The 24,876-nt window shown below is 45.0% G+C and carries 17 protein-coding genes and 1 pseudogene; 7 read left to right on the top strand and 11 right to left on the bottom strand.

Annotated elements, in window-relative coordinates:
* Nucleotides 1–858 precede the first annotated feature (858 nt).
* On the bottom strand, nt 859–1,134 hold the full coding sequence (locus tag QZ157_RS08660; protein WP_295144474.1) for a hypothetical protein: 276 nt from the start codon (nt 1,132–1,134) through the stop codon (nt 859–861).
* A 53-nt stretch (nt 1,135–1,187) separates the two neighbouring features.
* Nucleotides 1,188–2,777, bottom strand: a complete 1,590-nt coding sequence (locus QZ157_RS08655; RefSeq protein ID WP_295144471.1) for an ABC-F family ATP-binding cassette domain-containing protein — start codon at nt 2,775–2,777, stop codon at nt 1,188–1,190.
* A 264-nt stretch (nt 2,778–3,041) separates the two neighbouring features.
* Between QZ157_RS08655 and QZ157_RS08650 the strand changes: the two genes are divergently transcribed.
* The gene (locus QZ157_RS08650) at nt 3,042–3,881 is read left to right on the top strand and encodes an alpha/beta fold hydrolase (RefSeq protein ID WP_295144468.1); all 840 of its coding nucleotides are present in this window, start codon (nt 3,042–3,044) and stop codon (nt 3,879–3,881) included.
* A gap of 427 nt (nt 3,882–4,308) precedes the next feature.
* On the opposite strand, the gene QZ157_RS08645 is transcribed toward QZ157_RS08650, so the two are convergent.
* The gene (locus tag QZ157_RS08645) at nt 4,309–5,340 is read right to left on the bottom strand and encodes a hypothetical protein (protein ID WP_295144465.1); all 1,032 of its coding nucleotides are present in this window, start codon (nt 5,338–5,340) and stop codon (nt 4,309–4,311) included.
* A gap of 578 nt (nt 5,341–5,918) precedes the next feature.
* On the opposite strand from QZ157_RS08645, the gene QZ157_RS08640 reads away from it, so the two are divergent.
* Nucleotides 5,919–6,236 carry a DUF1440 domain-containing protein gene (locus QZ157_RS08640; protein ID WP_295144462.1) on the top strand — a complete coding sequence of 106 codons (318 nt, stop codon included), beginning with the start codon at nt 5,919–5,921 and terminating at the stop codon, nt 6,234–6,236.
* A 566-nt stretch (nt 6,237–6,802) separates the two neighbouring features.
* Here the strand turns inward: QZ157_RS08640 and rpoD are convergent.
* The 8 genes and pseudogenes from rpoD to QZ157_RS08600 all read right to left on the bottom strand — a co-directional run.
* Nucleotides 6,803–8,698, bottom strand: a pseudogene (gene rpoD / locus QZ157_RS08635) (RNA polymerase sigma factor RpoD); the annotation flags it as partial.
* 239 nt (nt 8,699–8,937) lie between these two features.
* A complete protein-coding gene (locus QZ157_RS08630) occupies nt 8,938–9,846 on the bottom strand; it encodes a hypothetical protein (protein ID WP_295144459.1) in 909 nt (302 codons plus the stop codon).
* A 151-nt stretch (nt 9,847–9,997) separates the two neighbouring features.
* Entirely contained in the window at nt 9,998–10,684 is a 687-nt protein-coding gene (locus QZ157_RS08625; protein WP_295144456.1) for a lysophospholipid acyltransferase family protein, read from the bottom strand.
* On the bottom strand, nt 10,671–12,023 hold the full coding sequence (locus QZ157_RS08620; RefSeq protein WP_295144453.1) for an SH3 domain-containing protein: 1,353 nt from the start codon (nt 12,021–12,023) through the stop codon (nt 10,671–10,673). The genes QZ157_RS08625 and QZ157_RS08620 overlap by 14 nt, the downstream gene beginning before the upstream one ends.
* The gene (purQ, locus tag QZ157_RS08615) at nt 12,017–12,682 is read right to left on the bottom strand and encodes a phosphoribosylformylglycinamidine synthase I (RefSeq protein WP_295144450.1); all 666 of its coding nucleotides are present in this window, start codon (nt 12,680–12,682) and stop codon (nt 12,017–12,019) included. The genes QZ157_RS08620 and purQ overlap by 7 nt, the downstream gene beginning before the upstream one ends.
* The gene (purS, locus tag QZ157_RS08610; RefSeq protein WP_295144447.1) at nt 12,679–12,939 is read right to left on the bottom strand and encodes a phosphoribosylformylglycinamidine synthase subunit PurS; all 261 of its coding nucleotides are present in this window, start codon (nt 12,937–12,939) and stop codon (nt 12,679–12,681) included. Before purS ends, purQ begins: the two co-directional genes overlap by 4 nt.
* Nucleotide 12,940: 1 nt before the next feature.
* On the bottom strand, nt 12,941–13,657 hold the full coding sequence (gene purC, locus QZ157_RS08605; protein WP_295144445.1) for a phosphoribosylaminoimidazolesuccinocarboxamide synthase: 717 nt from the start codon (nt 13,655–13,657) through the stop codon (nt 12,941–12,943).
* Nucleotides 13,658–13,668: 11 nt separating this feature from the next.
* Nucleotides 13,669–14,973, bottom strand: a complete 1,305-nt coding sequence (locus tag QZ157_RS08600; RefSeq protein WP_295144443.1) for a S41 family peptidase — start codon at nt 14,971–14,973, stop codon at nt 13,669–13,671.
* A 178-nt stretch (nt 14,974–15,151) separates the two neighbouring features.
* Here QZ157_RS08600 and QZ157_RS08595 point away from each other — a divergent pair, with 178 nt between their 5' ends.
* The 5 genes from QZ157_RS08595 (at nt 15,152) to nikE (ending at nt 24,039) form a co-directional block, all read left to right on the top strand.
* A complete protein-coding gene (locus tag QZ157_RS08595; RefSeq protein WP_295144440.1) occupies nt 15,152–17,725 on the top strand; it encodes an AAA family ATPase in 2,574 nt (857 codons plus the stop codon).
* Nucleotides 17,726–18,050: 325 nt separating this feature from the next.
* Nucleotides 18,051–19,607 carry a nickel ABC transporter substrate-binding protein gene (gene nikA, locus QZ157_RS08590; protein ID WP_295144437.1) on the top strand — a complete coding sequence of 519 codons (1,557 nt, stop codon included), beginning with the start codon at nt 18,051–18,053 and terminating at the stop codon, nt 19,605–19,607.
* 141 nt (nt 19,608–19,748) lie between these two features.
* On the top strand, nt 19,749–20,681 hold the full coding sequence (gene nikB, locus QZ157_RS08585) for a nickel ABC transporter permease subunit NikB (RefSeq protein ID WP_295144435.1): 933 nt from the start codon (nt 19,749–19,751) through the stop codon (nt 20,679–20,681).
* The gene (nikC, locus tag QZ157_RS08580; RefSeq protein ID WP_295144432.1) at nt 20,678–21,487 is read left to right on the top strand and encodes a nickel ABC transporter permease subunit NikC; all 810 of its coding nucleotides are present in this window, start codon (nt 20,678–20,680) and stop codon (nt 21,485–21,487) included. Before nikB ends, nikC begins: the two co-directional genes overlap by 4 nt.
* The gene (gene nikE, locus QZ157_RS08575; RefSeq protein WP_295144429.1) at nt 21,484–24,039 is read left to right on the top strand and encodes a nickel ABC transporter ATP-binding protein NikE; all 2,556 of its coding nucleotides are present in this window, start codon (nt 21,484–21,486) and stop codon (nt 24,037–24,039) included. Before nikC ends, nikE begins: the two co-directional genes overlap by 4 nt.
* Nucleotides 24,040–24,876: the final 837 nt, after the last annotated feature.

Below are 24,876 nucleotides of genomic sequence, written 5' to 3'. Positions count from 1 at the left end.
GGGTTTGGGGGCGGAAGGGGCGACGCTTCGTAAGTAGAAACCCCCTTCCGCCTCCCAAGAAAAAGAGAAAGGCGGATACAAAAGGGAGTTCTTTTGCTTCGGCTTTGCTTCGCCTTGTGCTTAGCCGCACTTTGTTTGCTACTGCTAGGACGCGCTCTCTTTGAGAGCTGGAAAGCAGAGCGTAATTCAAGCCCCTTCCCCCTTAACAAGAAAATCAAGATAAAAATACGATAAAACTATACAGAAATTTTACATTCAAATTTGAAGTCAAATTTGCGAATTTCGGCTTCAAATTCTACCCACCGAGACCCGCATCTTGAAAACTCAAATTTAAAATTTGCGACGCTTTGCGTAAGCAAAGCCATGTCGCCACCTCTAACGTGCAGTGGGGTTGGTGGTGAGGGCTTGTGCGTCGCTGCGCTAGCAGCTGCAAACAGACGGGGGCGGGTCTGCCTTCGGCAGTTGCGAGTGCGTAGCACGACGCAAAGGAAGGCGACGCTCTACTGCGCTTTGCTCGTATCTGTAAACACAGCGTAGTAGTCTGCTTGCAGTCACGAGTTGCATGCGGTCTTAAGCCTAATAATAGGGCGACAGTAGCTACCGCAAGAGAAACTAAGTAAAGTCCCTTCCTCTCCCAAAGAGAAAATTTAAAAGTTTAAATTTTAGAGAAACTAAAAATGCGTATTGTAAATTTGACCAAGCCAAATTTAGCACCTTAAAGATGCAGGTTTGGGCAAGTCAAGCATAATACAGTAGTTTCTTTTGTAGTGTAGGCGGGCGGAGCCGTTTTGCATATCAGCAGGTGCAAGTGGAAGTCCTAGTCGCTAAAAATTTGAGAGATTTAAAATTAGCGGAAATTTATTTGCCTTGCCCTTTTAGCGCCTTTGCCCCATCGCGCTCTTTTAGCTGCGCAAAATCGGCGTGCAGTTTTTCGCGGATTTTAAAAATTTGTGCGCCGATATCGGTAAAATCGCGGTAATAGTCCTTAAATTTCGGATAGTTTTTTGACATTTCTACAAAGTTTTTAACCGGTTCGCCCGCATCTTTTACCATATTTACGGTTTTAGTAAATTTTTCGTTTCGGCTCCTTTTTAGCGTTTTAAAGATGCGGGTATGCGCGCGTAAAATTTGCAAAATTAGACCCGAAATCCAAGCGGCGAAACGGGCTTAAATTTGCAAGCTCAAATTTAATCCGTCGCCCCCTCGTTCATCGCGGCGTATTCTTCAAAGGTTCCCTTAAAATCGACGATCTCGCCGTTGCCTTTTAGGTGGATGATGCGGTTAGCAAAGGCGTCGATGAGCTCCCTGTCGTGGCTCACGCAGATGACGTTGCCGCCGAATTTATACAGCGCCTCGCCTAGGGCGATAATGGCCTCAAGGTCTAGGTGGTTGTTCGGCTCGTCTAGCACGAGCAGGTTGCCGCGCTCTAGCATTAGGCGGCTTAGCATCAGGCGGTGTTTCTCGCCGCCGCTTAGGCTACCGACTGATTTTTCCTGCTCGGCGCCGCTAAATAGCATCCTGCCTAGGCACTTGCGGATCTCGTCTAGGTCCTTGTTATTTTCGTCTTGCAGCCACTCGTAGAGTTTGAGTTCGCCGGTGATTTTATTTGTCGTGTCCTGCGCGAAGTAGCTAGGCTCTATCGTCGCGCCCACGTGCACGTCGCCGCTATCCGGAGCGACCTCGCCGATGATGATTTTAGCCAGCGTGCTTTTGCCTACGCCGTTTGCGCCGATGATAGCGACTTTGTCGTTCTTTTCGAGCTTGAAGCTAAAATTTTCAAACAAAACCTTGTCGTATGTTTTGCTGATGCCGCGCACCTCTAGGATCTCGTTGCCGATGTCGCGCTTGGTGCGGAAAAGTATGCTAGGATCGCGTCTGCTTGATACTTTGATCTCCTCGATGTCGAGTTTGTTTAGCTGCTTTTGGCGGCTCGTGGCTTGGCGGGCTTTGCTTGCGTTTGCCGAGAATCGCGCGATAAATTTCTCCAGCTCCTCTTTTTCTTTTAGTTTTTTGTCGCGTTCCATCTCGTGCTGTTTGGCAACCAGCGTCGAGGCGATGTACCAGTCGTCGTAGTTGCCGGCAAACTGCCTAATTTTCTTAAAATCCACGTCTAGTATGTGCGTGCAAACCGCGTTTAAGAAGTGGCGGTCGTGGCTGATTAGCACCATCGTTCCCTCGTGGCGGTTTAGCTCGTTTTCTAACCACTTTATGCTATCGATATCAAGGTTGTTGGTGGGCTCGTCAAGGAAAAGAATGTCCGGCTTTGGAAATAGTACTTGAGCGAGCAGGACTTTAAATTTATCCGAGTTTTCGACCTCGCTCATCGGCTTTTCAAAGTCGCTAAAGCCAAGCGAGCTTAGGATTTTTTCGATGCGTACCTCGTACTCGTAGCTAGGATCCTCCTCGGCGCTTATCATCTCAAGCTGCGCCAGACGGTCGTTTACGGCGTCGGTAAACTCTTCGCTCATATAGAGGCGCTCTTTTTCTTTTACTGCGTCGTAGAGGCGTTTGTTGCCGTATAGCACGGCGTCTTTGACGCTAAAGTTTTCAAACGCAAACTGATCTTGACCTAGTACGCCTACTTTTAGCCCGTTTTCGATGACGATCTCGCCGCTGTTTGCTTCGATCTCGCCTGCAAGGATTTTTAAAAACGTCGATTTTCCCGCGCCGTTTGCGCCGATGAGACCGTAGCGGTTGCCGCGAGTGAGCTTTAAATTTACGTCCTCAAATAGCAACTGCGCGTTAAATCTCATTAATAAATTTTTGACTTCAAGCATATTTTTCCTTAAATTTGACTTTTTAAACCGTAGATTTTGCCAAAAAGTCGATTAAAATCAGTATAAACTTCGGCAAAAAGGGCGTTATTTTGATTTTTAAAAGCGTAATTGCTTAAATTTGCTCTTGCTACGCGATTTTTTGCTAAAATTTTGGCATTAACGGCAGGATCTAGCATGCGGCGCGATAAAAATTTAGTGTTTGCGCGGTTAAATTTGGGCGTTTTTGGATAGAAAATCCGCCAAAGATAAATTTAAAGGACAAAAGTGAAAACGATTTTTCGGCTTTGCGTAATATTTTTAGTAGTCTACGTCGCGGTTTTGGCGCTGCTTTATTTTTTTCAAGAGAGGCTGATATTTTTCCCGAGCAAGCTTGAGCCAAACCATGATTTTAGCTTTGACCAGCCGTTTGAGGAGATAAATTTAGACGTAAACGGTACGCGCATAAGCGGGCTTAAATTTTTAGCGCAAAGTAGGGACGGCGGGCAAATTTACGGCGATGCGAACGGTGAAGGAAGGGCAAAAAACGGCGCGGCGATCTTTTTCCACGGAAATGCCGGCAATCTGCAAGGCTGGGGCGGTTACGCACGGTTTTTTACGGATTTGGGCTATGATTTTTATCTGTTTGACTACCGAGGCTACGGCAAAAGCGGCGGCGAGATAAGCTCGCAGGAGCAGCTTTATGCTGATGCGGACGCGATGATGCAGCTGGTTTTGCGCGAGTATGATGCGGGCGAGGTCGCGGCGGTCGGTTACTCGGTAGGTAGCGGGCTAGCGGCTCGCGCGGCGCAGAAATACGGAGCTAAGCGGCTAGTTTTGATCGCGCCTTATTTTAGCCTAGAGGAGCTAGCGCGTGAGAAAATGCCCTTTGTACCGAAATTTTTAATCAAATACAAAATCCCTACGTTTGAGTTTGTCGGCGGTTTTGGCGGGCCGGTGGTGATATTTCACGGCGAGCATGACGAGCTAATCGGCGTGGATAACTCGCGCAGATTGCTTAAATTTCTAAAGCCCGGAGATGAAATTTACGAACTAAACGCCGGACACAACGATATCCTAGGCCTAAGCGAGCTTTGGGAAAAATTAGCGCAGAAGCTGGGCGAGTAGGGCGGGGCTGCGGCGGTAAATTTGACGAAGTAGACTGAAGTTTGGCCGTTTAACGGTGAATTTGCTCGCTTGGGTTATCCTTTTCCTTACGGCATAGCTGAATTTTGGAGAGCAAGGAAACAAATAAAAAATCCTAAATATATTTGGAAGCTTAAAAGACGAGGCTAAACTCGCCGCGTGGGCGACGGCGGCAAAGATTTTCGTTAAATTTAGATAAACCGTACGCCAAGGTAAATTTAACTAAATCGCAACGGCAGCCTAAAATCAAGACGATAAATGATCGCTAGTTCTTAAATTTTAGTGCATAAGGCATCCAAAATAATTTTAAACCAATGTTTAGTCTAAGGCTATTTTGCATAGATAAAAAGGCGAGCTAGAGTATCTTGGCTCGCCCGTAGCCCTTTAAGCGTAAAATTTAGCTTTTAAACTACTTAAAAGTGTCGTTTATTTTACCGCTTTTTCGGCATTTTTCGCGCTCAGCTTCGTTCCTCTTTTTTGCCTCCGCGTCCTTGGTAAACACGCTTTCATCTATCAAAATGCTCGGTAAATTTAGCGTAATCGCGCCATAAGAGCCGCTAAAACCGCCTAAATTTTGCCCGAAATCTTTTCTGACGCGATCGTTTTTGCTATTTATGTCTCCGCCCTCGCAGTGAAAGTCCGCTCCGCCGTTTACGCAATAGCATTTTATCTCCGTATCTTCGTCGTATCCGTAATCATCCATGAAATAGACATTTTCTTTTAAATTTATACTGCTTCTCGGATTAAAAACCAGTGCGGCCAAAATTTTATTGCCGTGCGGATTTGATACCTCCCAGCGTACGGCCCGATAGGAGCTTAACATTACCACGAGCGGTTTTTGCGCTTTTTCTAGCGTTACTCTTATTTTGTTATCCTGTGTGCCGCTTTCGTAAACGGCAGCAAGCCAGATATCAAATTTTTGGCCTTTTAGTTTCGCGACTACTTCGCTTTGTTTGTAAAATTTCGGTTCATCTTTAAAATCTACTAAAAGGCTAGTCGTGTGCCAGTTGTTAACAAACCAAACTTCTATCTTGTGGCGCCCCTTGTTAAATTTATGCATAAGCGCTTTGCTTCCGGCGTTTTCGGAATCAAATATCTGCTCGCCGTCCACCGAAATGCGTAAATTTGCCCAGCTAAAATCGGTTAAAATCATCTTTTGCACATCTTGTTTAAAATCGAAATTTCCAACCCAGTAGGCGATAAATTTTTCGGAAGGTATCTTATGAAACTCGTCGTAAGGGAAATTTAAATTTACACTTTCGACCGTTTCCGAGAAAACGACGTTTTTTGGGTCGTTCTTGCTTAGGTAAAAGGCCAAAAATTTACCTGTAGGTATCTGTTTGCCCGCCGTGATTTTGCTCGCCCATTTTTGTGCGTCGTTAGCGTTTGCGTAGGTAAGAAATACGCAAAAAGCAAGAAAAAGCATCCGTAAAATTTTCATTTTTTCTCCTTTAAATTTTATTTTTTATAGTTTACCAAAACGTAGTTTAATGTTAAATTTTACGTACGGCTCGGTTGTGAATTTTATAGATTTATTTTAGTGCATTTAAATTTTATGCTCGGTCGTAAATTTATCGTTTGGTTATGTTTGCGACGCGTATAGTAAAGCTAGCTTAGGGAGCGATCTCGGGCTGGACGGACTGTAATTGTCTAAAATAAAAATGTTGATTATTAATATTAATTAAAGCAAAAAAGAATATACTACACTTTATTTTTGAAAGGTGTAATCATAAATTCGCAAACTAAAGAGCGTTTCGGTTTGGCCGCATTGCTAGGCATTCCTATCGGCATTATGTCGGCTTTTGTTAAATGGGGCGGGGAATTTCCGTTGCCGCCGCGCAGTCCAAAAGATATGTTTGATGCCGCTTGCGGTCCGGAAAGTCTTATTAGAGCAGCGGATCAGACCAAATTGCTCGCGTAATTTTCTAAACCCGCCGTATGTATTTTTACGTGATTATTTGGGTATTATAGGGCCCGTATGCCGCGATTTACGAGTTTGCCGGGCATGCGTTTAACTACGTGCATTTTACGCATATTTTATTTTCGATCGTTTTTGCGGTCGCTTACTGCGTTGTTGCGGAGAGATTTCCGAAAATCACGCTTTGGCAAGGCGTTGCGGTCGGTATTTTAGTTAATATCGCCGTTCACGTGATTACTTTGCCTATTCTCGGCCTTACGCCGCCGCTTTGGACGCTGCCTTGGTACGAGCACGTTTCCGAGTTTGTCGGACACGCGCTATGGTTTTGGTCTATCGAACTTATGAGGCGAGATTTGCGAAATCGTATCACGCACGAGCCTGATTCGGCTGATTGCTGCGATTCTTGCTGCTCGAAATAGCTTTATTTTCCGCCTAAATTTCGGGCGGAATTTTATCATTTTTTAAAATTTAAATTTATTTGACCCCCCCTTTTTTTTACCTTAAGTAGATACGATTTTATCAAGCTTCTATCCAAAATGTTTTACGAGTTGCTTTAGTATTTTGCTGATATTGCAGGTAGTGCGGGTTTGTTTTAAAGGCTATAAAAGTCCGAAAACGGCGTAAATTTATTGCTTTGCTTATGGCGATTTAGTGCTAGAATTAGCCGATTCTTACGAATTTGATCGCGATTTTCGTACGTAGGTTTAAGGTATTATATCCCCTAAGCGCTTATTTGATATTTTGTGGCTTGGTTTTAGGCGGGTTACATTTATACGGCGTCGAGTTTGCCTAATTTTTGCTTGCGGACAAAACGCTTCTGCTAAATTTTATCTGTTCGTAGATTTAAAAATAGTGTAAAACGGCTAAAAGCATAAATTTTTCAGTCAAATACGGCGATAAATTTACCGGCTATTAAACTTAGGTATGATTTTAAATAGCATTATAAAACGGAGCAAACAAACTCGGAGTATATCGAGAGCTAAATTTAGCCCTCGATGTAGTTTTTGAGCTTTCTACCGACTTTTGGGTGTTTTAGTTTTTTGATGGCAGAGCTTTCGATCTGGCGGACGCGCTCGCGGGTTACGTTTAGCTCTTTGCCGATCTCTTCTAGAGTGCGGTCGCTCTCGTCGTCGAGTAAGCCAAATCTCATCCTGATAACGGCCTTTTCGCGCTCGTTTAGCTGGTCTAGCACCTCGTCTATCTGCTCTTTTAGGTCGTTTTTTAGTATATGATCCATCGGACTTAGCGAGTTTCTGTCCTCGACGAAATCCCCGAATTTACCGTCGTCTTCGTTGCCGATCGGAGCTTCTAGACTGATAGGCTCTTTGGTGATTTTTATGACTTGTTTTATCTTGTCCGCGCTTAGTCCGACCTCTTTTGCTATGACGCTTATATCCGGTTCTTTACCCTCTTCTTGGAGATATTTGCGGTTGATTTTGTTGATACGATTTATCGTTTCTATCATATGAATAGGAATGCGTATCGTGCGGGCTTGATCGGCGATGGCGCGGCTGATAGCCTGACGTATCCACCACGTCGCATAGGTCGAAAATTTATAGCCTTTTTTATACTCAAATTTATCAACCGCTTTCATTAGGCCGATGTTGCCCTCTTGGATGAGATCTAAAAACGGCAACCCGCGGTTCGTATAACGCTTGGCTATGCTTACGACTAGGCGCAAATTAGACTTCGCCATCCTTGCTTTTGCCTCGTCGGAGATCTTTTTACCGCGTTTTATCTGCTCTAAAATTTCTTTTAAAAGTACCGGATCAAGGTTAAATCCGCTCTTGCTAGCCTCTTTTGTCGCAAACAGTTTTTTGATCTCTACGTAGGTTGAGACCATCGTAGCCTCGGGAACCCTCGCGATGATGTCGTCTTTGCTTAGCTTGATGATATCTTTTAGGATCGATTTATGATTTTTTTTTAGCTCGTCGCTAAACATCGGTAGCTTATACTCGAGTCTTTTTAGTTCTCTATCAAATTCATCGTCGCTTTTTAGCGCCGTTTCCATTGATTTTACTATCTCGGTTATGAGCTTGCTCGTCGGACCTAGATCCATTAGTTTGTCTTTTAAAATTTTCTTTTTAAACGCGAGCGTAAGCTTGGCTAAAAATTCATCCTCTATCTCGGCGTCATTTTGTTTGTTTGCCGTTTTTAGCCACTCTTTTTTTGCTTTTTCTAGAGCCTTAAAGCTCTCGATTACTTTTTCGGCTCGCTTGTCGTCTTTTTTGCTATGCTTTTTAGGCTTTGCTTCCTTCTCTTCGCCGTCTTCACCGTCGTTTTCTATATCCTCGTCTTCTTCCTCTTCGTCGATGTCTTCATTTTCGCCGTCGCTACCTTCGCCCTCGTCGTCAAAACTTCTAAAAAGCTCTTTTACGCGGCGTTCTCGGTTTATTAGCGGTTCTTTGTAGTCTAAGATAAAGTCGATAAGATACGGCACCGAGCAAAACGCGTCGATGATTATGTCTTCGCCGAGTTCGATTTTTTTGCTGATTTCGACTTCTTCTTCTTTGCTTAGTAGCGCGATTTGACCCATCTCGCGTAGATACATACGCACGGGACTATCCGAGCGCGACCACTCGAGCAAGTCGTTTTCGTTTGCGAGGTCGAATTCCTCTTCGAGATTATCGTCGGCTAACTTCGCTAACTCTTCGCGGCGTTTTTTTGCGTCCTCGATATTTCGCATTTTTGCGATTTCGGCGGAGGTTATGAGTTTTACTTTGTTTGCTTTGGCTAGGGTCTCTATTTTTTTAGCGACCATAGCCGTAGGAGCTTTGTCTAAAAATTTAACCAGTTTTTCGTATGTGACATAGCCTTTTGCGTTTTCCTTAAAAAGCTCTTCGACCTGCGTCAATGCTTCTTTTTTTGCAGTACTCATTGGGGATTCCTTTTTTGTAGAAAAAACGGATTATACCCAAATTTTTTTAAATTTTGATAAAAATATGAAAAATAGGTCGTTTTAGTTTGTTAAATGCAGCTTTAAATTTTACGCTTTTGTCGGTATGAGTTTGGCTGATTTGCGGCGATTAAAGCAAAACTCGCTAAATTTAACGAAAAATTTGAGTTTAGTTTAGCGCGCGAGCCGTAAAGGCTTTTAATGCGATGTCTCGTAAAATTCGCCTATTTCGGGCTTACGGCCTTGCTGTTTATTAGCTTTAGGCTATCTTTTGCGTCAAATTGCGTCGCGTACTTTTTGAAATTTTCGCACGAGGTTTGTAAATTCTCTTGCTTGCAAACGCCGTTTTTTAGTAGAAACTTAACCATATCTTCGCTGTCTAAAACGGCGGCTAGTTTTGTAAAAATTTCTAGCTCTTTGGCCTCAAATTCGCTAAGCGGTTTAAATTTTAAAAGCTCCTCGAGGTAGCGCATTTTATCGCGGTAAAACTCGGCAAATTTTGCGGTTTTTGCAAACTGCCTTATTTTTGGATCAAGCGGAGCGTTTGCGATCGGCGAAACGCCGTTTTGACTCATAAAGATAGCTATCCCGCCGGCCACGCAAAGCATCACGTCTTTGTCGTCTCGCGCGCCTTTGCTAAGAAGGTGGCTAAAAATATCAAACGCTTCGGCATTGCAAGCCGTGCGCAAAAGCTCGGGCGAGCCGATATCCGCACCGTTTGCTACGAGCAGGTCGATGAGTCGTATCGTTTCTTTTTGATCGAATTTATATTTGCCGTTAGGATCTATGCCAAGTGCAATAACCGCGTCAAGAGGGGTAAAAATCATAAATTTATAGTTGAGACCCGGCTTAAATTTGAGTACTTTTTCTATGCGTTCAAAGTCGAATTTGCCCGTTTTTATGATTTTTACGTTGTAGATAAACGGCGAAAAAAGGCGGTCGTTAAATTCGCCGTATTCTTCGTTTACGCGGTGCGGGTTTTGCGACAAAAACTCCAAAATTTGATCAAGCCCCGCGTCTATTTGCTTGCTTGTGGCATTTTCGTCGAAAAAAATCTCAAAACGAGGCTCAGGTAAATTTGAAGCAAATAAAATTTGAGCTAAAACTATAAAGATAACAGCGAACTTTTTCATAAATCCTCCTAAATTTACGGCTTTTGCGGGGGCGATCAAATTTAGCTTGCAGGCTTAAGGGCTAAATTTGCTTACGGTAAATTTGGCTCAAATTTTAGCTAAAAACTTCGTCAAATTTACGCGTGCAGCAATTTTACGATAAAGCAGCGCTTTAAATCGCCGCTTTTTGCCTCTCGTTATCAAGCGTTTCTTGCATTTTCGCCCTTGCGTTTTCTAGCCATTCAGGGTCGGCGGTGTCGATGAGATCTAGGCAGATGATTTTGATTTTGCCGTTTTTAAAGCTAAAGCTCTTCACGTCCATGATGTCCGAGCCCGCGATCACGATGGGCTGGATTTTTAGATTTAGCTTGTCGGCGATGATTTTCGCGCCGCCTTTAAATGGCAAAAGCTCCTTTGAGTTTGAGCGCGTTCCCTCGGGGAAAATCGCCAGCACGCGCCCTTTTTCGACGCGGTCTTGCGCGTCTTTTACGAGCTTGATGAGCGAGCGTTTGTTCTCGCGCTCAACCGAGATCATTTGCGGTATGTGGATGATCTGACCGATGACGGGAAGGTCGGCGATCTCTTTTTTAGCGATCCAGCAGAGATTTTTAGGATAGACTTCCTCTAAAACGACGATATCTAGCATGCTTTGGTGGTTCATAATGATCATATTTGCCCGCTCGTCAAAGTTGCCGACGACTTCGAGCGAATAAAATCCAAAAAGCCGCTGGCTCCTACCCCAAATTTTCCTCACGCCGTGAATATGCTTTTTAAAAAGCCACATAAAAAATACGACCAAAAGTATACTGATGAGAAACTCGATCGCGAAATACGCGGCCTTTATCCTAGAAAATATCATCTTTTTTTACCCAGCCTATCTTTCCGTCGTCTAGTAAAATTTTGACGTAGTCCTCGCGCTCGCCGAGGATCTCAACCTTTTGCTCCGCTTTTGAGGTATAAAATACGCTCGAGTTTTGCGTAGGCAAAATTTTTACGTTTATGTTTTGTCTTAGCGTCGCGCCGCCAAATGGGTTGTAGCTATAAAGGATATAGGCTCCAAGGCCGACTACGACGACGAGGAATATCGCATCGCGCTTAAACAAAAATGTGATCAAAAATATACCGAAAAGTGCGTAAACTCCGATATCTTTGTAAATTTCAAATTTGCTTTGTTTTGGATTTAGTCCGATTTGTGTGCTGATCTCGTCATCCTCCACGACTACCGGGAGCGAAAAGCTCACGAAATCTTTTTTAGCGAGACTAAAGTAGTTAAAATCTATCGAGGTTTTTTCAGGCGAAAATATCGCAAAATAATATCCGCTTTGCGCGTCAAATTCGCCACTCGTGGAGTCCACGCCTTGCTTGATGATGTCCTTATCCTCGATGAAAAAGTCCGCGATGTTGCCTTTTTGCGCATTTACTTCGACGATCATAATGAGATTTTTGTCGTCAAATTTGTTGGTTTTGTATTTTTTGACTTCGAGATTTTGAGCGACGACGTGGTTGTATTTCTCGCCACTTTTTAGCCCCACGATTTTAGGTAGCGAAAGCGTTAAATTCACCGTCTGGAAAAACTCGCCGTTGCGCTTTAAATTTACAGTGATTTTTGGATTTTTCACCGCTTGGGCAGAGGCCTCGGCGTAAATTTGAGCCTTGTAAACCCCTTTGCCGTCGTTATCCCAGCGCAAATTTGAGCTTAGCCATTTTAGGTTTTCGGTTTCGGGCAAGATGGTTTGCAGATCTACCGCGATATTATCCTGGATATCGACCGAGAGCGTAAAGCTAAAAATTTGCCCGACGTAGACTTGCTTCGGCGCGTTTAGAGCCTTGATGATGATATCGTTTGGCTGTACGCGCTCGTATAGTTGGCTGTCTTTTAAATTTAACTCGGGTTCATTCGTAGGAGCGATGTTTTGCGGGATAGGCTGGCGCAGATGCGTGCCGCCTTGATTGCTTGGGGTTTGACTTTGCGCTACGGGGGTTCTATTTTGCGTAGCCGTACTTTGCGTCTGGCTCGGAGTTCTATTTTCAGCACTCGGCGCTCTGTTTTGTAAATTCGGCTTTTGTGTCGGCGTTTGCGGAGCGGGCTTGATCACTTTTTGGCTTTGCTCGTCGCCCATCATGTCAAACACGCTAGGCTCGGTGGCCCCGCAAGCTAAAACAAATATAGTAAAAAAGGCTAAAAAGGGCTTTAGCAAACTAGCCCTTTTAGCATCTTTAGTCCATCATCCGTTCCTAAAAACTTCTCGCAGGCGCGCTCCGGATGAGGCATGAGGCCGAATATCTTTTTGTTCTTATCGCAAATTCCAGCTACCTCGTCGACCGAGCCGTTTGGGTTTAGCTCTGCGCCGTTTGCGTCGCAGTATTTTAGCAGTACCTGATCGTTGTCGTAGAGGCCTTTTAGCGTCTCATCGCCCACGTAAAAGTTACCCTCGCCGTGAGCGATCGGGATGTTTACGACCTCGCCGATGCTCAAATTTGATAGAAATTTATTTGCATTTGAAACCACTTTTAGATAGTGGTATTTTGAGATGAAGCTTAAATTTTCGTTTCGTCTCATCGCGCCTGCAAGCAGTTTTAGCTCGCACAGCATCTGAAAGCCGTTGCAAATGCCAAGCACGTATCCGCCTTTTTGCGCATGTTTTACAACCGCACTCATCGCCGGGCTAAATTTAGCAATAGCTGCCGTGCGTAGGTAGTCGCCGTAGCTAAATCCGCCCGGAAGTACGATAAGATCGGCATTTATCTCGCTTTCTTTGTGCCAGATTATCTGTGTCTGGCAACCCAAAAGCTCAAAGGCGTACTTTGTATCTTGCTCGCAGTTTGTGCCTGGAAACAAAACGATGGCGACTTTCATTTTGCGCTCTCACATTTGTCGTTCAAATTTATCTCGTAGTCCTCTATGACGGTGTTTGCGAGCAGTTCTTCGCACATTTTAGTGAGCTCGGCGCGCGCTTCGTCTTTGCTTGCGGCGTCTATGTCAAGCACGATTTGTTTGCCTATTCGCACGCCGCTTACGTTGTTAAATCCAAGCGATCCGAGCGCGTGCTCGACAGCCTTTCCTTGCGGGTCTAAAACGCCGTTTTTTAGGGATACGTTGATGATAGCTTTCATTTTAAACCTTAGATAAAATTCTTTTTAAAACTTCTTCGTAGGCGACTTTTACGTTGCCAAGATCCTGACGAAATCTATCTTTGTCGAGTTTTTCGTTCGTAGTCGCGTCCCAAAAGCGGCAGCTATCCGGGCTGATCTCGTCTGCTAGCAGGATATTCCCGTCTTTATCGACGCCGAATTCGACTTTAAAATCGACTAATTTTAAGTTTCTATCTGCGAAAAATTTAAAGAGGATAGCGTTTATCTCGCGGCCCATGTGTTTTAGTCTGTCAAGGTCGTTTTCGCTCTTAACTAAGCCCATGATTAGGCAGTGTTCGTCGTTTACGAGCGGGTCGTGTAGATCGTCGTTTTTGTAGTAAAACTCTACCAATGGAAACGACAAAACCGTGCCTTCTTTTATCGCGAGGCGCTTTGTAAGCGAGCCGGTGGCGATGTTTCTCACGACCACTTCAAGCGGGATGATTTCGCATTTTTTCACGAGTTGCTCGGTGTCGCTTAGAGTTTCGACCAGGTGAGTCGGGATGCCTTTTTCTTTTAAAAGATGAAAAAGCTGCGTCGAAATTTTATTATTTAACGCGCCTTTGCCGGCTTCATTGCCTCTTTTTTGCGCATCAAAGGCGGTTAGATCGTCTTTAAATTCCGCTATTAGTAAGTTCGCATCGTCCGTTGCGAACATCTTTTTTCCCTTGCCTTCGTAGATCAGCTCTTTTTTTTGCATTTTTGCACTCCTTATTTTAGCTGTAAAATTTTGATCGCGTCAATCGCCGATTTTAGTTGTATATCGTCGTTTACGTTAGCCTCGGTTATTATAGTCTTATTATCCGTGATTTTCGTAGAGTTTTTGTCGCTATTTGCGTCTATTTTGCTCAGTTCATTGGTTAGGTGTTTTTTTAGTTCGCTCTCTTTTATAGAAAAGGCATTTTCGTCATGCTGAGGCACTTTACCAGGAAATACGATAATATCAGGCTCCACGCCCGTTGCTTGTATGGTGCGGCCGCTAGGCAGATAGTAGCGAGCTATCGTTAGACGGATAGCCTCTTTGTCGTCTACGGGTAGGATGATCTGCACGCTACCTTTGCCGAACGTCTTTTCGCCGATAACGACGGCTCGTTTGTGGTCTTGTAGCGATCCGCTCACGATCTCGCTCGCGCTCGCGCTTCCGCCGTTAACTAGCACTGCAAGCGGTAAATTTGTGATTTTATTTGCTCTCGCGGCTTTAAATTCGCTATTTTCGCTCTCGTTTCTGCCCTTTTGAGATACGATCACACCGCTATCTATAAACAAATTCGTCAGTCCAACCGCTTGGTTTAAAAGTCCGCCCGGGTTGTTTCGAAGGTCAAGGATGATGCCTTCCGCTTTTGGATATTTTTTGATAAATTCCTCGGCCTTTTCGGTTACGTGCTTATCAAAATTCGTCACGCGAAGATAGAGGATGTTGTCTTTTTCGATCATCTTTGCGTAAACTGACTCGACTGAGATGATGTCGCGCACGAGCTTGACGTCAAACGGCTTTTGCTCGCCTTTTCGCACGATGGTTATCGTAATAGGCGTCTTTGGTTTGCCGCGCATTTTATTTACCGCTTCGTCTATAGTGGTGCCTAGGGTCGTATTGCCGTCGATGCGAAGGATGATGTCGCCGCTTTTTATGCCGGCTTTATCCGCAGGCGTATTTTCGATAGGCGAGATGACGGTTAGCGCGCCGTCTTTCATACCGACCGTGATGCCAAGGCCGCCAAATTCCCCGTTTGTCTGCACCTGCATATCTTTAAACGCCTTTTCGTTTAAAAACCCGGAATGCGCGTCAAGGTTGTTTAAAAGCCCCTCTATGGCTTTATCCACGATCTCTTTAAACTGTAAATCATCAACATAATATTTTTCGATAGTAGAAATGGTTTTTGTAAGTTTTGAGAGCGATTGTAGTTTAGAATTTGAGCCGTCCTCGGTGGCTTTAGCGTTTAAATTTGCGCTAAAAACGGCTCCGAAAATCATCGCGCCCGCAACGCTTGAAAACAAAAACATCTTTTTTTTATTCAAAGTTAATCTCCTGCCTTTTTAAGTGGGGCTATTTTAGTTAAATTTGCCTAAAAATAGGATAAAAGATTTAATAAAATTTAATTTTCTTTCGTAAGTATTTATATAAAACCGCTTAGATAACTTGACAATAATCGACTAAAGTTATATAATATGCTCACTATAAACTAAAGGAGAAAAAATGGCGAATTTAGGCGAAAATTTAACCGCACAAATGCAAGAGCTGGTAGAAAAGGGCGTCGCGCTCGCGATACACGCGAAAAATCCGCAAACGTTTCCGCTTCACTTACTTTGGGCTCAGGTCGCAGACAGCGGCTCGCTACTCAACCAAGTCTTTAACAAAATGAACGTCAGCAAAGACGCCGTGGAGCTTGAAGTAAAAAGCAAAGCCGCACAGCTGCCTACAAGCTCAAACGTCAGCAAGGAAAACGTGCAAATTTCAAAGGAGCTAATTAACTCTCTTGAAAGCGCAAAAGCTCTGATGGTGAGTCTGGGAGATAGCTATATCGCGGTAGATACGTGGATTATCTCGGCGCTTGAGCTGCCTGAAATTAAACAAATTTTAGGTAAATTTACAGATGTTTTAGAAATCCGCAAAAATTTAGAAAGCATCAGGGCAGGGCGCAAGATAGATAGCCAAACCAGCGACGAGACGCTAGATAGCCTCGAAAAATACGGCATCGATCTCACCGCAAAGGCGCTAAATAAGGAGCTTGATCCGGTTATCGGACGCGACGAAGAGATCACGCGCATGATGCAAATTTTAATAAGAAAAAGCAAGAATAATCCTATTTTATTAGGCGAACCGGGCGTGGGTAAAACCGCTATCGTGGAGGGCCTAGCGCAAAAAATCGTGGCAAAAGACGTACCCACTAGCCTAGCAAACAAACGCGTAGTAGCGCTTGATATGAGCGCGCTGATCGCGGGCGCAAAGTACCGCGGCGAATTTGAAGACAGGCTAAAAGCCGTCATAAACGAGGTAAAAAGCGCGGGAAATATCATCCTCTTTATCGACGAGATCCATACTATCGTGGGCGCGGGAGCTAGCGAAGGCAGCATGGACGCGGCAAATATCCTAAAACCCGCACTTGCTAGAGGCGAGCTGCACGCCGTTGGCGCTACGACGCTAAAAGAGTACCGCAAGTATTTCGAAAAAGACGCCGCATTGCAACGCCGCTTTCAGCCCATCGACGTAAAAGAGCCTAGCGTAAACGAAGCGCTTCAAATTTTACGCGGTATAAAAGAGCGCCTCGAGGTGCATCACGGCGTAACTATCACCGATAGCGCGCTGGTTGCGGCGGCAAAGCTAAGCGACCGCTACATCTCAAACCGCTTTTTACCCGATAAAGCGATCGATCTCATCGACGAGGCCGCAGCCGAGCTAAAAATGCAAATAGAAAGCGAGCCGTACGAACTCGCCCGCATCAAACGCGAGATCGTAACGCTGCAAGTCGAAAAAGAGGCGCTAAAAATGGAAGATGAGGCCAAAAATGCCGCTCGCCTAAGCGAAATCGAAAAAGAAATCGCCGACCTAAACGAGCAAAAGCACGCCCTTGACGGTAAATTTGAAAACGAAAAGGCGGTTTTTGGCGGCATCTCAAAAGCTAAAAAAGAGATAGATAGCCTAAAAAGTGAGGCCGAGATAGCGCGCCGAAACGGTGATTTGCAGCGCGCGGCCGAGATAGAATACGGCAAAATTTTAGAAGCGGCCAACCGTCAAAAAGAGCTAGAAAAAAAATGGGACGAGATGAAAAAGGGCGGCGTGCTACTCAAAAATCAGGTCGATGAGGAGCTGGTGGCTGAAATATTAAGCAAATGGACGGGAATTTCGGTCAGCAAAATGCTAACTAGCGAAAAGCAAAAATATCTAATGATCGAGGAGCATTTACGCGAAAGCGTCGTCGGTCAGGACGCCGCACTGCACGCATTGGCAAGAGCTATCAAGCGAAACAAAGCGGGCCTAAACGAGGGCGCGCGTCCGATTGGATCGTTTTTGTTTTTAGGGCCTACGGGCGTTGGTAAAACGCAGTCGGCGAAGGCTTTGGCTAAATTTTTATTTGACGACGAGCGCGCGCTCATACGCTTTGACATGAGCGAATACATGGAAAAGCATAGCGTCTCTCGCCTGCTCGGAGCGCCTCCGGGATACGTGGGCTACGATGAAGGCGGACAGCTAACTGAAGCCGTGCGCAGACGTCCGTATAGCGTCATACTTTTTGACGAGATCGAAAAGGCTCACAAGGACGTGTTTAACGTGCTTTTAGGCATCCTAGACGACGGAAGGGCGACTGATAATAAGGGCGTGACGGTCGATTTTAAAAATACGATCATCATCCTCACGTCAAATATCGCGTCAAATTTCATCATGGATCTAAAAGGCGAGGAGCGCGAGGCGGCGGTCAAAAACGAGCTTAAAAACTACTTTAAACCCGAGTTTTTAAACCGACTAGACGATACGATAATCTTTAACCCGCTTGATGAAGACGGGCTAATAAAAATCGTAGATATAATGTTTAAAGAGCTTGAAAAAACGCTACAAAATCGCGGTATCAAGGCGAGCCTAAGCGAAGAGGCGAAGAAATTTATCGCGGGCGCGGGCTTTGACATCGTTTACGGCGCTAGACCTTTGCGCCGCGCGCTCTATGAGCTAGTGGAAGACCCGCTAGCCGATATGATCCTGCGAGACGAGCTTGAAAGCGGGGATGAAATCGTAATCGGCGCGAACGGAGAAAATATAACTATAAGTAAAATTTAGTTTAATTTTTTTGCATAGCGTTAAATTTATGATTTAATTTTAACAAAACCGACTAGCAATTCAAGGCGGCAAATTTAGTCGCCTTGATTTTTATTGCTTAAGGATGCAGTCGGTAAAGCGACTTCTTTCGCAAAACGGCTTTAAATTTCATACTTTGACTTCTAGCGATACCGCTAAAATTCAGACTTATAGTTTAAAATTTCCTTGACAATTCATATTAAAATTTATATAATGGTAACAGATAATACGAAAAAGTATTGTGTATTACTTTTTTATCAAAAAAGGTAATATATTGAAATTTTACGATTGCAAAAAAGGATTTAAAATGATAAAAAAACTTCTCGTTTCCGCAGCTTTTTTAGCAGCTTGTTTAGCGCAAAATCCAAACGATAATACCCTAAATTTCGCCGTTTCTAAAAACGTCGGCGAGCTAAATCCGCATCTATACTCGCCAAATGAAATGTTCGCGCAAGATATGGTTTACGAGGGACTGGTTAAATTTGAAAACGGAGGCAAAATTTCGCCTTGGCTGGCCAAGTCTTGGAGCGTAAGCGACGACGGCAAAATTTATACGTTTGAGCTGCGCCGAGACGTCGTTTTTTCAAACGGCGAAAAATTTAACGCAGCCGCGGTAAAAGCAAATTTCGACGCCGTTTTAGCTAACCGTAAGCGCCATGAGTGGTTAGAGCTTGCTAGACTGATAGACGGTTGCGAGGCGACGGGAGAATTTGAAGTAAAACTAAGCCTAAAAAACGCCTACGAACCGACTCTACGCGAGCTTAGCCTTATACGTCCGTTTAGATTTATCGCTCCTAGCGCGATGAAGGACGGCGGCACGAAAGACGGCGTAAAAGAGCCCGTAGGCACCGGCGCATGGAGATTAGTCGCCACCGAGCGGGGCGTTAGCGATACTTTTGTGAGGAACGATAAGTTCTACGGCGAGCTACCTAAAATTTCTAAAATAGTCGCGCGCGTGATACCGGAGCCAAATACCAAAATCATCGCGCTAAAAACGGGAGAGGTCGATCTCGTATACGGCGGCGAACAGATCCCGATAGATAGCTTTAACGAGCTTAAAAAAGAGTTTGGCTGGGCGGTTTCTCAGCCGGTTTTTACTCTAGTTGTCGCATTAAATTCGGCTAAATTTCCTACGAACGACGAAGCTGTTAGAAAGGCGTTAAATTTAAGCGTAAACAAAGAGCCTATAGCTCAAAAAATATTTTTTAACGCGGCGAAAAAGGCTGATTTTTTATTTGACGCCTCGGTTCAAAACGCCGACATAAACGCTAGCGCGTATAATTTCGACGTTAAAAAGGCAAATCAAATCCTAGATGCCGCAGGCTACGCGACGGGCAAGGACGGCGTGCGATATAAAGACGGAAAAGCTCTTGAGATAGAGCTCGTATATATCGGCTCAAACGCCGTGCAAAAGGCTATAGGAGAGGTTTTGAGAGCTAATTTTTCTAAAATCGGCGTTAGGCTAAATTTAAAAGCCGACGAGGCGACTATCTTTTACAAAAAGCAAAAGACCGGCGATTTTGGCGCCGTATTTAACTCCACTTGGGGCGCGCCTTACGATCCTCAGGCTTTTTTAGCTTCGATGAGACTGCCCGCGCACGCTGATTATCAAGCTCAGCTAGGACTAACAGGTAAAGCGCAAATCGACGAGAAAATCGAACGTATCGCGCTTAGCCTGGACGCAAAAGAAAGACGCGATCTAACTCGCGACGTTTTAACGCGCCTGCACGAGAGCGCGGTGTATATTCCTATCGTTTACGAGACGACTAAGGCGCTTTGGAACAAGCGCGTAAAAGGCGTGGAATTTGATGCCTTAAAAGACCGCATACCGTTTGAAAAGATGAGCCTGGACGCTGCAAAATAATGCGCAAATCGCTTCTTTACGGCAATCGTCTTTTGCTCGTTTTTGTTTTTTTCGAGTCGTTTTTTGGGCTATTTTTGCGCGGTACGGAGTTAAATTTACCTCTTGCGCCGCGCTTATTTGCATATTATTTAGAGCTTAAATATGCTTAAATTTATCGTTAAACGCCTGCTTTTGCTTATTCCCGTCATGTTTGCGGTTAGCGTTTTGATATTTGCGCTACTGCGGCTAAACGGCACGGACGCGGCTATGAGCTATCTAAACGCCTCGGGTATCGCGCCTACGGACGCGGCTTTGGCTCATGCTAGAGCGCAGCTTAACCTAGATAAGTCGATTTTTGAGCAGTATGCGGTTTGGCTAAAAGACGCCTCGAGCCTAAATTTCGGCGCGTCATACATCACCGGCAGAGCCGTGAGCGAGGATATGGCGCACTATTTTCCGGCCACGCTAAAGCTAGCCACGCTAGGGCTATTTTTCACGCTTGTTTTTTCCGTTCCGATGGGCATACTTTCAGCGATCTATAAAGATAAATTTATCGACTACGCCGTGAGGTTCGTTTCGTTTTTGGGCGTTTGTACGCCGAATTTTTGGCTAGGATTTTTGTTGATTTTGCTATTTTCCGTGCATCTTAAAATTTTACCGCCTTTTGGCGCCGGCGGGCTTTCGCATCTTTTGATGCCGGCATTTGCGATATCTTTTATGTCTATCGCGGTAAATTCTCGCCTCATCCGCGCAAATTTACTCGAAATCAAAAGCAAACGCCACGTAAGCTACGCCAAGATGCGCGGACTATCCGCCTCTCGCGTACTCTTTAGCCACGTGTTTAAAAACGCATCGCTGCCGGTTATTACGGCGCTTGGTATGCATATAGGCGAGCTAGTAGGCGGCGCGATGGTGATAGAAAGCGTATTTGCGTATCCGGGTATCGGCAGATATGCGGTCGAAGCCATCATAAACAACGACTATCCCGTGATTCAGTGCTTTATTTTACTGATGGCGTTTGCGTTTGCTATTAGCAACCTCGTTATAGACGTGCTTTACGCCTTTATAGATCCGCGCATAAGGACTAACGCGTGAAAAAAATTTGGCTGATTTTTGCCTGTTTTACCGCGTTTGCGATGATTTTTATCATGCTTTTTGCGCCTTTGCTAGCGCCCTTTGATCCAAACGAGATTGATTTAGCGGCTAAATTTGAGCCTGCCAGCCTTTCTCATTTTTTAGGCACGGATCATCTTGGCAGAGACGTATTTTCTAGGCTTTTATCGGCTACTAGCATATCGCTGGGTTCGGCGTTTGCGACTATTTTTTTGATACTTTTTTTAGGGATTTTAGTCGGCGGGACGGCGGGATTCGTCGGCGGACGAACGGATCAAATTTTAATGCGGATTTGCGACGTATTTTTTAGCGTGCCTACCGTTATTTTAGCGCTATTTTTGGTTGGAGTTTTAGGAACCGGAATGATAAACGTCGTTATCGCTATCTCCGCATCGCACTGGGCGTGGTACGCTAGGATAGTGCGCAGTATCGTGCTAAGCCTTAAAAATGCCGATTACGTGCTGATAACTAGGACTTCGGGCGCAAGCGAAACGGTAAATTTTAAAAAAAATATGCTCCGCCCTATCATCGCTCAGTGCGCGGTGCTGGCGTCTTTAGATATAGGGCATATCGTGCTGCATATTTCCGGGCTTAGCTTTTTAGGTCTTGGCGTAAAAGCGCCCGCGGCCGAGTGGGGCGTGATGATTAGCGACGCCAAGGAGTACGTTTTTAGCCATCCCGAGCTTATTTTTTATCCGGGTATCGCGATATTTTTGTGCGTGATGAGCTTTAATATCATCGGCGAGAGCCTGCAAGAGCGTCTAGGCGCGGTATCGGAGGATAGATGAGTCAGAGTTTGGCAAAGGATATTTTAGAAATTAAAAATTTATGCGTAAGCGCCGGGCAAACGCAGCTGGTGCGTGGGCTAAATTTACGACTAGCTTCGGGACGCATAACCGCCCTCGTCGGAAAAAGCGGCAGCGGCAAGACGCTAAGCGCGCTAACCTTGCAAGGCTTTACGCCCCCGGGCTTAAGCTCTAGCGCGGATATTTTTTTAAACGGACGAAGGCTTGACGTCGCGTCGCGGCGCGGTAAAATTTTCGCCTCCGTTATGCAAAATCCAAAAAGCGCGTTTAACCCTCTGCTAAGCATCGGCGCGCACGCTAAAGAGACCGCGGATGCGGCGAATTTGAGCCGAAATTTAGCGCCAGAAGCCAGATTTTTTAAGGCTATGGGATTAGGAGTTAAAAGAGTTAAGGCCGCCTTTAAAAATCAGCCCGCTTCCGCGCAATCTCAAATCAAACTAGCCATGCGCGCGGTAGGGCTTGAGGAGGGTGCACTAAAGCTATATCCGCACGAGATGAGCGGCGGCATGTTGCAGCGAGCGATGATAGCTTTAGCTCTGCTTAGCGGGGCTAAATTTATCGTCGCAGACGAGCCTACGACCGACCTTGATCTCGTTTCGCAGGCTAAAATTTTAACTCTCTTGCGCGACGCGGCGCGTCAAACGGGTGCGGGAGTGCTGCTGATAACGCACGATCTTTCCGTAGTGGCCAAGCTTGCGGACGACGTTTACGTTATGGAGCGGGGCGAACTAGCTCAAAGCGGCGATACGCGCGAGATATTTTCGGCACCGACTTTGGCTGCGACAAGAGAGCTTTTGCGGGCTCATTTTGCGCTTTACGCCGGTATGACGGGAGAGTTTAGCCGCCAAAAAACCGCAAACGAAGCTAAATTTATAAAACCCGGCGCCTATGATTTGCGGACGTTTAGCGCGCAAGTAGCGCAGGATTCTGAGCCGGGGTCTTGCAAGCTGAAATTTAGCGAGGATAAATTTACCCAAGCTAACGAGCCTAAGGAACCCGAGCAAATTTATGCCCCGGGAGGGCTTTTGGGCGCGGCGGAGGCAAAATTTCACGCTCCAAGCGAGCCGCAAGGAGACGATCTAAAAGAGGGCTGCAAGGACGAAAAATGCCTCTGCGCAGAGCCTAGCGACCCAAATGCTAAGACAAACCCTAAAACAAGTACCCAAACGGGCGCTCCTAAAAACCAACAAGACGCGCAAAGCTCGGACGAAAACAAAATAGCGCAAAACGATAAGGATATGCAAAACCGCGCTTTGAGTCCGGAAAATGGGCGAAAAACAGCTTCTGTAAGCGCAAATGACGATTTGCCTAACCAAGACGCGCCGATTTTTAAATTTAACGACGAGTCCGGTTTATTTGAGCTAAAATCTCAAGCGACGGAGCCAAATTTAGACGCGCAAGACGAGCATGTCAGCTATGACGGCGGATATGTCTTTAGCTTTGGCGAAGATATCTTGCTAAAGCAAGGCAAAGATACAAACGGCGCAGATGGCGAAAAAACGAGCCTTGGCGTCAAAAACAAGATAGATAAAAGCGCCGTAAATTTAACGAAAAATCAAGCCGTTTGGGCCAAGGCGCATGCAAGCTTAATGAATGAAAACGCCGAAAATAGCCCAGCCCAAGCGCAGAGCCAAACCGCGTCCGTGCAAGAGGACGTAAGTAAAACCGTGCTAGATGAGGCTACTTCTGCCGTCTGCTGGCAAACGCGCCAAGGCCGAGTCTGGCCTAACGCAGAAGAAAATACTTGCGATTCCAAGCTTTCGCCGCTACTAAAGGCATGCGGTATCGGCTGCGGGTTTGAGAGCGTGTCGTTTTTGGGCAAGCGTACGCGCAAGGACGTTTTAAAGGGCGTTAGCTTTGAGATAAGGCAGGGTGAGGCTCTGGGACTGCTAGGCAAATCAGGCTGCGGCAAAAGTACGCTAGCCAAGGTTTTGACCGGGCTTTTGCATCCTAGCGAGGGCTGGGTGGAATTTGACGGGCGTAGGCTAAATTTAACGGATTTGGATGCAAAAAGGGAGTTTTATTCGCAAGCTCAAATCGTATTTCAAGATGCGCCAAGCGCCGTAAATCCGCGGTTAAGCGTGCGAGAAGTTATCGAAGAGCCGCTGCTATATCTAACCCGCATGCCCGCGGCGCAGCGACTAGAGCGCATAAGGCGGCTACTAAAAACGCTTGAGATAGACGAGAGTTTTTTAAACAAAAAAGCCTCGTTATTAAGCGGAGGACAGCTCTCGCGGGTAACGATTGCGCGCACTTTGGCGGCTGAACCTAGGCTGGTCGTTTTAGACGAGGCGCTAAGCTCTCTTGACGCGCCTTTGCAAACGTCGATCCTGCGGGTGCTTGAGCGGCTAAAGGGTAAAATTTCATTTCTTTTTATCACACACGACATTAGGCTCGCGCGGATATTTTGCGACCGTATCGTTTTGATGGATGAGGGGCGTATCGCGCAGACGGCTACAGCTTTTCAGAACTTTACCTGTGCGGCGGGTAAGGAGCTAGAAGGCGCCGTGCTGCCTCCGTTTCCTGGTTTTTAGCCTGTTTTATTTATAAATTTAGGCTGCGTATCGGCTTGCTTTTTTAGCCGTTTTAAAGATTTATAGCCGATTTAGGGTCGTTGCGGCGTGATATAGTACTAGTTTTTTGCATGCCGACAAACTCTTGCAGTTAGATTTTAGTTAAACTTACTCGGCGATTAAAATATCTTTTACATTAAAAGATCAATGTAGTTAAATTTAAATTATATTTATAAAATATCCGTCGCGAAGCCTAATGCTTTGATTTTACTTGGCTCGCTAAGGCGGCTACGGCGCTACTTTGCCGCCTTTTTTATTACTTTAAGGGGAGCTTATTTGTGGAGACGGTACACAACGGCTTAAGAGCGCCAAATCGCTTAAAAGCAATGCCTAAAGCGCTATATCGCGCCAAAATACCGCAGTGATTTGATATTTGTAGCAAAATTTCAGTTAATATTAAAATAGTTAAATTTACGGCATTGCGGCAAAAAGCCGCCTTTTGACACAAATCACAAAATTTTAGCGATCAGATCGGTATAATCGGTTAAATTTAGTAATATATTATATATAATTTTACAAGAAATATTATGTATTTTTGTAAAATTGCCGTATGTTAATGCGGTTTATTAAATTTTACGGTCATAAACTACATACGTATCCATAGATATTTTGTGTATTAGGATTAATAAACCTCGCATTTTGCATTAAATTTGATACAAAAATGCAGCGGCTCGGGAGTAATGGGCGGTAAATTTTAAATTTATAATTTATTTTTAGTAAGCCAAATCAAATTTGAAATAAAATATTTAATATTTTTGCGGGTTAATCCCAAAAAGCTCTTGAATTTTAAACCTACGG

The sequence above is a fragment of the uncultured Campylobacter sp. genome, from assembly GCF_905372745.1.
Classification (GTDB): Bacteria; Campylobacterota; Campylobacteria; order Campylobacterales; family Campylobacteraceae; genus Campylobacter_A.
The sequence above is the reverse complement of the archived record's forward strand: the minus strand, read 5'-3'. Positions and strand labels throughout refer to the sequence as shown.

Coding starts and splice junctions, on each gene's coding strand:
- QZ157_RS08655 (WP_295144471.1), bottom strand. CDS start 2,777: ATGCTTGAAGTCAAAAATTTATTAATGAGATTTAACGCGCAGTTGCTA.
- QZ157_RS08645 (WP_295144465.1), bottom strand. CDS start 5,340: ATGAAAATTTTACGGATGCTTTTTCTTGCTTTTTGCGTATTTCTTACC.
- QZ157_RS08630 (WP_295144459.1), bottom strand. CDS start 9,846: ATGAAAAAGTTCGCTGTTATCTTTATAGTTTTAGCTCAAATTTTATTT.
- QZ157_RS08625 (WP_295144456.1), bottom strand. CDS start 10,684: ATGATATTTTCTAGGATAAAGGCCGCGTATTTCGCGATCGAGTTTCTC.
- purQ (WP_295144450.1), bottom strand. CDS start 12,682: ATGAAAGTCGCCATCGTTTTGTTTCCAGGCACAAACTGCGAGCAAGAT.
- purS (WP_295144447.1), bottom strand. CDS start 12,939: ATGAAAGCTATCATCAACGTATCCCTAAAAAACGGCGTTTTAGACCCG.
- purC (WP_295144445.1), bottom strand. CDS start 13,657: ATGCAAAAAAAAGAGCTGATCTACGAAGGCAAGGGAAAAAAGATGTTC.
- QZ157_RS08595 (WP_295144440.1), top strand. CDS start 15,152: ATGGCGAATTTAGGCGAAAATTTAACCGCACAAATGCAAGAGCTGGTA.
- nikA (WP_295144437.1), top strand. CDS start 18,051: ATGATAAAAAAACTTCTCGTTTCCGCAGCTTTTTTAGCAGCTTGTTTA.
- nikB (WP_295144435.1), top strand. CDS start 19,749: ATGCTTAAATTTATCGTTAAACGCCTGCTTTTGCTTATTCCCGTCATG.
- nikE (WP_295144429.1), top strand. CDS start 21,484: ATGAGTCAGAGTTTGGCAAAGGATATTTTAGAAATTAAAAATTTATGC.